The 8,873-nt window shown below is 65.4% G+C and carries 12 protein-coding genes; 2 read left to right on the forward strand and 10 right to left on the reverse strand.

Features of this window, described 5'->3' with window-relative positions:
* Nucleotides 1–3 precede the first annotated feature (3 nt).
* From pstS to WDB66_RS05585, 5 genes are all read right to left on the reverse strand, one after another.
* Entirely contained in the window at nt 4–1,074 is a 1,071-nt protein-coding gene (gene pstS, locus WDB66_RS05565) for a phosphate ABC transporter substrate-binding protein PstS (RefSeq protein WP_339397546.1), read from the reverse strand.
* Between the two features lie 156 nt (nt 1,075–1,230).
* Entirely contained in the window at nt 1,231–1,872 is a 642-nt protein-coding gene (gene nth / locus WDB66_RS05570; RefSeq protein ID WP_339397547.1) for an endonuclease III, read from the reverse strand.
* Nucleotides 1,869–2,810 (reverse strand): RnfABCDGE type electron transport complex subunit D, encoded by a 942-nt coding sequence (locus tag WDB66_RS05575; RefSeq protein ID WP_339397548.1) that lies wholly within the window; start codon nt 2,808–2,810, stop codon nt 1,869–1,871. The genes nth and WDB66_RS05575 overlap by 4 nt, the downstream gene beginning before the upstream one ends.
* The gene (locus WDB66_RS05580) at nt 2,807–3,229 is read right to left on the reverse strand and encodes a 4Fe-4S dicluster domain-containing protein (protein WP_339397549.1); all 423 of its coding nucleotides are present in this window, start codon (nt 3,227–3,229) and stop codon (nt 2,807–2,809) included. The genes WDB66_RS05575 and WDB66_RS05580 overlap by 4 nt, the downstream gene beginning before the upstream one ends.
* A gap of 23 nt (nt 3,230–3,252) precedes the next feature.
* On the reverse strand, nt 3,253–4,035 hold the full coding sequence (locus WDB66_RS05585; protein ID WP_339397550.1) for an enoyl-CoA hydratase/isomerase family protein: 783 nt from the start codon (nt 4,033–4,035) through the stop codon (nt 3,253–3,255).
* Nucleotides 4,036–4,229: 194 nt separating this feature from the next.
* On the opposite strand from WDB66_RS05585, the gene WDB66_RS05590 reads away from it, so the two are divergent.
* Nucleotides 4,230–4,910: an FKBP-type peptidyl-prolyl cis-trans isomerase gene (locus WDB66_RS05590; RefSeq protein ID WP_339397551.1), complete on the forward strand. Its 681-nt coding sequence runs from the start codon at nt 4,230–4,232 to the stop codon at nt 4,908–4,910.
* Nucleotides 4,911–5,011: 101 nt separating this feature from the next.
* On the forward strand, nt 5,012–5,680 hold the full coding sequence (locus tag WDB66_RS05595; RefSeq protein ID WP_339397552.1) for a CoA pyrophosphatase: 669 nt from the start codon (nt 5,012–5,014) through the stop codon (nt 5,678–5,680).
* Between the two features lie 31 nt (nt 5,681–5,711).
* Here the strand turns inward: WDB66_RS05595 and mtnC are convergent, their stop codons facing one another.
* From mtnC to WDB66_RS05620, 5 genes are all read right to left on the reverse strand, one after another.
* Complete coding sequence (gene mtnC / locus WDB66_RS05600) at nt 5,712–6,413, reverse strand: acireductone synthase (protein WP_339397553.1); 702 nt, start codon at nt 6,411–6,413, stop codon at nt 5,712–5,714.
* Nucleotides 6,410–6,970: a 1,2-dihydroxy-3-keto-5-methylthiopentene dioxygenase gene (locus tag WDB66_RS05605; protein ID WP_339397554.1), complete on the reverse strand. Its 561-nt coding sequence runs from the start codon at nt 6,968–6,970 to the stop codon at nt 6,410–6,412. Before WDB66_RS05605 ends, mtnC begins: the two co-directional genes overlap by 4 nt.
* Before the next feature lie 37 nt (nt 6,971–7,007).
* Nucleotides 7,008–7,646, reverse strand: a complete 639-nt coding sequence (locus WDB66_RS05610) for a methylthioribulose 1-phosphate dehydratase (protein ID WP_339397555.1) — start codon at nt 7,644–7,646, stop codon at nt 7,008–7,010.
* Between the two features lie 398 nt (nt 7,647–8,044).
* A complete protein-coding gene (locus WDB66_RS05615) occupies nt 8,045–8,383 on the reverse strand; it encodes a c-type cytochrome (protein ID WP_339397556.1) in 339 nt (112 codons plus the stop codon).
* A gap of 12 nt (nt 8,384–8,395) precedes the next feature.
* Nucleotides 8,396–8,731, reverse strand: coding sequence for a c-type cytochrome (locus tag WDB66_RS05620; protein WP_339397557.1), 336 nt, complete (start codon nt 8,729–8,731; stop codon nt 8,396–8,398).
* Nucleotides 8,732–8,873 lie beyond the last annotated feature (142 nt).

Genomic DNA, 8,873 nt, shown 5'->3' on the forward strand with positions numbered 1-8,873 from the left:
ACCTCAGTTGTCCAGCGTCGCCTGCCAGTATTCCTGGATGCGCGTCACCAGCGCATCGGGCAGCGGCACATAGTCCAGCGCCGCCGCCTCGGCATCGCCATTGGCGTAGATCCATTCGAAGAAGGCGCGCGTGGCAGCGCCCCGGCTGGCGTCTTTCGGGTTGCGATGCACCAGCACGAAGTTGGTCGCCGCGATCGGCCAGGCATCGGCGCCCGGCGCATCGGTCAGCACCAGATCGAAATCCGCCGTGTTCTGCCAGTCCGCGCTTTCAGCCGCGGCCGCGAAGCTCTCGGAAGTGGGTTCGACGAAATTGCCGGCGGCATTGCGCAGCGCCACATGCGACATCGCGTTCTGCTTGGCGTAGGAGAACTCGACATAGCCGATCGAACCCTTCACCTGCTGCACATACGCGGCCACACCCTCGTTGCCCTTGCCGCCGATGCCGGTCGGCCAGCGCACCGCCGTGCCTTCGCCCGGGCCGGCCTTCCAGTCGGCGCTGACCTTGGCCAGATAGTTGGCGAAATTGAACGTGGTGCCCGAGCCATCAGCGCGATGCACCACGGTGATTGCCTGATCGGGCAGGGCAAGATCGGGGTTGAGTTCGACCAGCGCGGCATCGTTCCAGCGCGTGATCTTGCCGAGGAACACATCGGCCAGCACAGGACCGGTCAGGCGCAGCGCACCCGGGGTGATGCCGTCGATATTGACCACCGGCACCACGCCGCCGATCACCGACGGGAACTGCGCCAGGCCCGAAGCCAGCAGGTCTTCCGACGACAGTGGCGCATCGGAGGAACCGAAATCCACCGTGCCGGCCTTGATCTGCGCGATGCCACCGCCGGAGCCAACCGACTGGTAATTGACCTGGCGCCCGCTGCTGGTGCGGTAATCGCTGGACCACTTGGCCATCACCGGATACACGAACGAGGCTCCGGCGCCGGTGATGCTGCGCGCAATACCGTCCTCGGGCACGGCGTCAGCGGTGCCGCCGTCCTGGTCGGAAGGCTGGCAGGCCGCCAGCATGAACATGAAGGAAAGCGCCAGCAGTCGCAGGCTGCGTGGGATCGGGTTCATTCGGGTTTCTCGCAGGCGGGAAGCGGCATGCAGCCGGGAAAGCCACCATGAAATGATGTTTTTGTTACAGCTTGATGACATCCCGGTAACTTTGCTGTTGCCGGCTTCCGGGCGGGATTGCGGTGGATTGTGACAGCTGCTGTTCAAACTCAAGCATCAGTCCTGCGCCGGCGTCTTGTGTTTGTAGCTGCACAGGTCGGCGATGACGCAGGTGGGGCATTCGGGTTTCCGGGCTTTGCAGACGTAGCGGCCGTGCAGGATCAGCCAGTGGTGGGCATCCTTGCGGTATTGCGCGGGGACGTTGCGCAGCAGTTTGCGTTCGACGTCGTTGACATTCTTGCCCGCTGCCAGGCCGGTGCGGTTGGAGACGCGGAAGATGTGGGTGTCCACCGCGATCGTGGGTTCGCCGAAGGCGGTGTTGAGCACCACGTTGGCGGTCTTGCGGCCGACGCCGGGCAGGGCTTCCAGCGCTTCGCGCGTGCGCGGGACTTCGCCGCCGTGCTGGTCGAGCAGGATGCGGCAGGTGGCGATGACATTCTTCGCCTTGCTGTTGTAAAGCCCGATGGTGGCGATGTAACGCTTCAGCCCTTCTTCGCCCAGATCCCAGATCGCCTGCGGGGTGTTGGCGACGGGGAACAGGCGGCGCGTGGCCTTGTTGACGCCGACATCGGTGGCCTGCGCCGACAACGTGACCGCGACCAGCAGTTCGAATGGCGTGCTGTATTCCAGCTCGGTGGTCGGTTCGGGATTGAGTTCGGCCAGGCGGCGGAACAGTTCGATGCGGTCGGCGGCTTTCATGTTTCCGAAATTGTGGCGGGTGGACGCGGCAGCGTGCGCTGTTCGATCCACGGCGAAAGGAAGGTGAACAGCAGCCACGCGAACGCCAGTGCTGGCGCCGGTGCGCCTGCCAGCCAGATCGCGGCGGTGCCCAGCCCGGCCAGCGCAGCGACCAGACACTGGCCGAGCGGGTGTGCAGGCAAGTGAAGCCGGTCGCTGGCGATGAAGGTGGTGCCGATGGCCGCGCTGATCCAGTAATCCGTGCCGATGTCGGAGCCAATGAGGAACAGCGCCAGCGGCAGTGCGAAACACAGCATCGGGCGCCATGGCCGCAATCGCAGCAGCACCAGCACGATGCCGCTGGCCAGCCAGGCCAGTGCCACCGGAGCTGTTTCACTTGGCGACCAGGATGTGCCGGCAACAGGGCTGCCCGAGGCCAGCATCAGCCCGACCGCCAGCGCCAGCATCGATGGCGGAAACGGATTGGACGACCAGCCACCGAACAGGCGTTGCATCAGCAGCGCCGCGATCAGACCAGCGATGGCTGGCCACAGCGCGGAGCCTGACGGCCACAGTGCGGCCAGCAGAGTGGCTTGCGTGAGGGCATCCAGCAGAACCGCGCTGCCACTGTTTTTCCAATGCCATCGGGATACTGGCGTGCGGTGATCGGTTGAATCCGGTGGCCGCAGATGATGCTGCGGTGCTGTGCCGGGAAAGGCCCCCCTCACCCCAACCCTCTCCCCCATCGCGGGCGATGGGGGAGAGGGAGTGAAAAGCAGTGCCGGCGTGATGACCGGCGTGAAGGCAAGGGCGGCCGAGGCCAGAACAGCCAGGCGGATCAGCCATTCGGCATCGAACTGCCATGCCTGCATCACCAGCGCCGGCAACATCGCCAGCAGGGTCACGGCGAAGCGGCGCGCGACGCTGCGCCGCCATGGCGGAAGAACGAGCGGATTCATGCCGGGCGATCGGGTTTGCCGCGCCGTTCGCGGGCGCGTGCCAGCGCTTGCGCCACCGCATCGGCGCTGGCATTGCTGGCGCGCTTGCGCTCGCGTTCGGCGGCTTGTTCCTGCTGTTCGCGCAGCAGTCGGGCTTCGCGGAAGTGGTAACGCTGGCGCGAGACGCGAGCAAAGGCGTCGTCGCTTTGTTCGCGTTGCAGCCTGGTGATGGCTGCGGTGAACCAGCCGGACAGCGGAATCGCGCTCGGGCAGACCGCATCGCATCGCGTGCAGCCATCGCAAGCGTCCAGTCCCAGCGCCTGCGCCGCGTGCAGATCATCGCGCTGCAGCGCCGCCAGCACGGCCTGCGGATACAGGCCGGCCGGGCAGGCGGCAGCGCATTCGCCGCAGCGGATGCAGGGCAGGGCGGGCGGGCGCATGGCTGGTGTCGGCGGGCTGCCGCTCAGCGGCCGCTGAATACCGCCTTGCGGCGTTCTAGGAAGGCGCGCGTGCCTTCGCGCATGTCCTCGGTGGCGGCGCAGGTGGAGAAGGCCTGGGCTTCGTAGTCCAGACCGGTGGACAGATCCGCTTCGCCACCGGTGATGACCGCATCCAGCGTGCTGCGCAAGGCTTCCGGGGCGGATGCGGCCAGTTGTTCGGCCAGCGCCAGCGTGGCGGCTTCCAGTTCTTCCGGTGCGACCACGCGGTTGACCAGGTTCAATTCGTAGGCGCGGGCGGCATCGATCTGGACGCCGGTCAGGCACAGTTCCAGCGCCACGCCACGGCCGGTGACGCGCAGCAGACGCTGGGTGCCGCCGAAGCCGGGGATCACGCCGAGATTGATTTCCGGCTGGCCCAGACGCGCCTTTTCGCTGGCGATGCGCAGGTGGCAGGCCAGTGCCAGCTCCATGCCGCCGCCCAGCGCGTAGCCGCCGATCTGCGCGATCACCGGTTTGCCGAGGCGTTCGATGGTGGCCATGGTGTGCTGCCCGCGACGTGCGAAATCGCGTGCCTGCACCGGCGTGACGGTGGCCAGTTCGCTGATGTCGGCGCCGGCCACGAAGGCCTTTTCGCCGGCACCGCGCAGGATCACGACGCGGACGGATTCGTCTTCGCCGGCCTGCTCGAAGGCGCGCGTGAGTTCGCCCAAGGTCTGCGCGTTCAACGCGTTCAGCTTGTCGGGGCGGTTGACGGTGATGCGGCGCACTGCACCGAGGTTCTCGATCAGCAGATTTTCGAAGGACATGGGAGGCTTCCTGGCGGTTGAACGGAACAAACCTTGAAGTCTACCCGGTCGGGAACCTTCGCCCGGGCAGCCGGTCACAGGGCAGCGCTCGGAGGAGCAGAAGCTGAAGCCGGAAAGTAGCGGTTCATCACGTTCGACGTTATCCTAGCGCGTTGGTTTTTATCTCGGCTTGCCGATTCACTCAGGAGAAAAGCATGAAGTTGCGCTGGACGGTCGCGTTGTTGGCGGCCACGACAATGAGCGCCGCGATGGCGCAGGACACCACGTCCGAGAAGGGCAAGCTGAGTTATGCCGTGGGTTACCAGATGGGTAGCAGCCTCGCAGAGCAGAAGCTGGACATCGATCTCAACACCCTGACGCGTGCCATCCAGGACGGTCACGCCAAGCGCGACCCGTCGGTGCCGCCCGAGCAGATGGGCGCAGCGCTGGAAGCGATGCAGAAGAAGCTGGTCGAAGAAGCCCGCGCCGAGTTTGAAAAGGTTGTGGCCGAGAACAAGCGCAAGAGCGAAGCCTTCCTGGCGCAGAACCGCACCAAGACCGGCGTGCAGACGTTGTCCTCCGGCATCCAGTACCGCGTGATCGAAACCGGCACCGGCCCCAAGCCGACCGCCAACTCGACGGTGTCGATGCACTTCCGTGGCTCGATCTCGACCGGTCAGGAGTTCGCCAGCACCTACCAGGGCAACGAGCCGGTCTCGATGACGGTGTCCGAAGCTCCAATAACCGGCCTGCGCACCGTGTTGCCGATGATGCCCCAGGGCTCGCGCTGGGAAATCTTCATGCCGGCCGATCAGGCCTATGGCGACAACCCTCGTTCGCCGATTGGTCCGGCCCAGGCCGTGGTGTTCGACGTCAAGCTGATCGAAGTCAAGTGACCATGATCGCGGCCTTCCGGGCGTTGCCGCCCGGAGGACGCGAGCAGACCTGCCACGGCCGGGCGCAGACGATGCGTCTGGCCGTGTTTGTTTGAAGCAGCATGTCCGCCCGTCCTGATCCCGGATATTTCCCGTCCGCCGCAGCGCCTGCGGTGGTCGATCCGCTGGCCGATGTCGAGGGTCTGCGGCGGGTGTTGCTGCCGCTGGCCGGCGATCCGGACGGACCGGCCTGGAACCAGCACGAAATCAGCGATGTCGTGGATGCCGCCAAGCTCAGCAATGCAGCGGTACTGGTCGGGCTGGTGGAGCGCCCGCAGGGCGTCCATGTGCTGCTGACGCGGCGCAATGAGCGCTTGAGCCAGCATCCGGGCCAGGTCAGTTTTCCCGGTGGGCGCATCGATCCGGAAGACCGCTCAGCGCTCGATGCGGCACTGCGTGAAACCTGGGAAGAGGTCGCGATCGAACGCGATGCGATCGCGCCGCTGGGTTTCCTCGATCCGTATTCGACGATCACCGGCTTCCGCATCCTGCCGCTGGTGGCGCGGCTGTCACCGGACTACCGCGCCCGGCCCAATCCGGACGAAGTGGCGCAGGCGTTCGAAGTGCCGCTGGCACCGCTGATGGCCGGCAGCCGGATGGTGCAGATGGCGATGCCGTGGCGTGGACGCCCGCGCCAGTACTGGGAATACCAGGTTGGGCCGCACCGCATCTGGGGTGCGACCGCGGCGATGCTGGTGAATCTGGCGCGGCGCGTGGGTGTGTCGATCTGAGCCGCAGCGTGCGGCCCAGTGCAGGGCCGGATCAGGCTGCTTCCGGCTGGATCTGGCTGAAATCCTCGACCCGCAGATGCCCGTTCGCGGCCTCGCCTTCACGCGGCTGCGGATAATCCTCGCGCCGGTCCAGCAGCACTGTGCCCAGGCCGGCTTCGCGCGCGGCGTCCAGTTCTTCCACCACATCGGACAGGAACAGGATGTCGCCGGCTTCGCGTCCGATGCGCTGCACGATGGTGCGGTAGCTGTCGGCTTCGCGCTTGCCGCCGACTTCGGTATCGAACCAGCCGGAGATCAGCGGAGTCAGGTCGCCGGCTTCGCTGAAGCCGAAAAACAGTTTCTGTGCCGGTACTGAGCCGGATGAATACACATACAGCGGATGCCCGGCGGCGTGCCACTGGCGCAGCGCCGGTGCGGTGTCCGGGTACAGGTGGGCGCGGTAGGCGCCGCTGCGGTAGCCCTGTTCCCAGATCATGCCCTGCAGGGCTTTCAGCGCGGTGTGCTTGCGATCCTCGTCGATCCAGCCCTGCAATACCTCGGCCAGCACCGTGTCCTGACAGATGCCGCCGGCATCGACCGCCGCCGCGTCCAGCCAGCGCCGTACCTCGGGATCGCGCGCATGTTCGCGCACAAAGCCGGGCAGGGCCTGGCGCGCATACGGGAACAGCACCTGCTTGACGAAGCTGATGCTGCTGGTGGTGCCTTCGATGTCGGTCAGGATGACGCGCTTCATGCCGCGGCCTGACCGGCTTCGTAGCGCGGAAAGCGCTGCGCGATGTCGCTGCCGGTGAAGTGTCCGACCCAGCCATCGGGCTGGGTGAAGAAGCGGATCGCGACGAAATACGGTTCCGGCCCCATGTCGAACCAGTGCGTGGTGCCGTCCGGCACGCTGATCAGGTCACCCTGTTCGCACAGGATTTCGTAGATCTTGTCGCCCACGTGCAGGGTGAACAGACCGGAGCCGGCGACGAAGAAGCGCACTTCGTCTTCCTTGTGGAAATGCTCTTCCAGGAACTTGCCGCGCATGGTTTCGCGCTGCGGATGGTCCGGTGCGATCGAGACCACGTCCACGCTCTGGAAACCGTTTTCGGCCACCAGCCGGTCGATATCAGCACGATAGGCGGCGAGCACGTCTTCGGACGAGGCACCCGGTGCCACCGGTTGCGAGGCTTCCCATTGTTCAAACCGCACATTGATCTTGGCCAGCTCGCGTGCAATCTCGGCGTGATCGCTACTGACCAGTTCGACATGGGAAGGATCGGATTCGGAAAAGATGCGAAGGCGGCTCATGGGTGCGGCACCTGTGATGGAAAGGGATGGGCGACGCTCAGCTGCGCAGCCGTCTGAGGTCAAGCTCGCAGGCGATCAAAAACTCGAAGGCGTCCAGATGCCGGCGCGCCTGCGCCATGTCCACGCCCCAGGCGTACAGGCCGTGGCCTTCGATCAGATAGCCCCACAACGGGCCGGCATCGAGCAGGCGTTCCACCTGCGCGGCCAGTGCCGGAATGTCCTGGCTGTTGGGCAGCACCGGCAGGTCGATCGTGGTTTCGTGCGTGCTGTTGCCGCTGAAGGCTTTCAGCAGTTCGTAGCCTTCCAGCCGGATATGGCCCTGGCCGGCGAAAAAGCGCGAGGCCACGGTCTGGTTCTGCGAATGGGTGTGCAGCACGCAACCGATGTCGGCAAAACGCCGGTAGATCTGGGTGTGCAGGCCGGTTTCGGCCGAAGGGCGCTTGTCGGTGGCGACCGGTTGGCCATCGAAATCCACGACCATGAAGTCGTCATCGTTGAGCCTGCCCTTGTCGCGGCCGGAAACGGTGATCGCGGCATGGCGATCGTCCAGGCGCATCGAGAAGTTGCTGCTGGTGGCGGGGGTCAGGCCGGCGCGCGCCAGTTCGCCGGTGTTGACGATCAGTTCGGCCACGCATTGCGACAGGCGCGCCGGATCATAGGGAAGGGGTGTGGTCATCGTGACATTTTAGCCCGGATATTTCATGAGATCGCAGAAAAGTGCCTCGCAAACCGCACCAGATTGCCATTTGATCAATGTTCCCGCTTTGGGCGAAGTGTCCCGCACACTTTTCTGCTGACGCGGCGCTCGCGGGCCTTTTGCGCCGCTCGCCGCGTTGCTCCTCCCCCCGGTGGGGCCTGCCACCGGGAGTCGTTGCGCCTTGCGAGCGGCACAAAATCCCTCGCGATCATCCACGCCCTTCATGAAATATCCGGGCTAGCCACACGCGCTGCCGGGTACACGCGCTGCCGGGTACAGGTCGCGGCGGCATCAGTTCATGCCCGTTATTCATCCGGGCCGGAAACGACGATCCCGGCCGGAGCCGGGATCGCAAAGAAAAAACCTGTTGCAGGAAATCAATCGGTGCCGGTCAGGTCGCGGATGCGGCCGGGCTGGCTGGCGTAGAAGGCGGCCAGGTTGACGATATCCTCATCGCTCAGGGTGCTGGCGAAGCCGAGCATGATCGCGTTCTCGCGCGCGCCGGACTTGTAGTCGCGCAGCGACTTGGCGAGGTAGTCGGCATACTGGCCGGCCAGTAGCGGGTACTGTGGATCGCCGATGCCGTTGCCGTCGGCGCCGTGGCAGGCCTGGCAGATCTGCGACTTGGCCTTGCCCGCTTCGACATCGGCGGCATGGGCCTGGAATGGGAACAGCACAATGGCTGCGGCAAGCACGAGGGCGGCTTTGAAGGTCATGGGTCGCTCTCCTTACTTGGCGGGCGCGAGGCTGGCGAGGTAGGCCGCGATATCGGCGATGTCCTGATCGGTGAAGCCCATGGCCTGGGCCTCCATCGTCGGATGCACGCGGTTGCCGTTCTTGTACTCGGTCAGCGCGATGACCAGGTAGTCGTAGTTCTGTCCGCCGATCTTGGGTACGTGATAGTGCGGGTAGACGTTCTTGTAGCCGGCGATGCCGTGGCATCCGGTACAGGTGTAGGCCTTCTGCTTGCCTGCTTCCACATCGCCCTGGGCAAGGACGGGTGCGGACGCGGCAACGGCGGCGATGGAAAGGATGAGGCTGGCGGCGAGACGGAGGTTCGGCATGGATGGCAGTTCCGGCGCGTTGGCTGGGCGGGTGGTGGCCGAAAGGATCGGTCACACCATCGGAAGTTCACAAGTATACGCATGATGAACGGTTTCCGACCAGACGTTCAGCCCAGGCGCCTGCGCCGCCTGGCCACACCAG

The sequence above is a fragment of the Denitratimonas organivorans genome (assembly GCF_037478135.1).
Lineage (GTDB): Bacteria > Pseudomonadota > Gammaproteobacteria > Xanthomonadales > Xanthomonadaceae > Denitratimonas.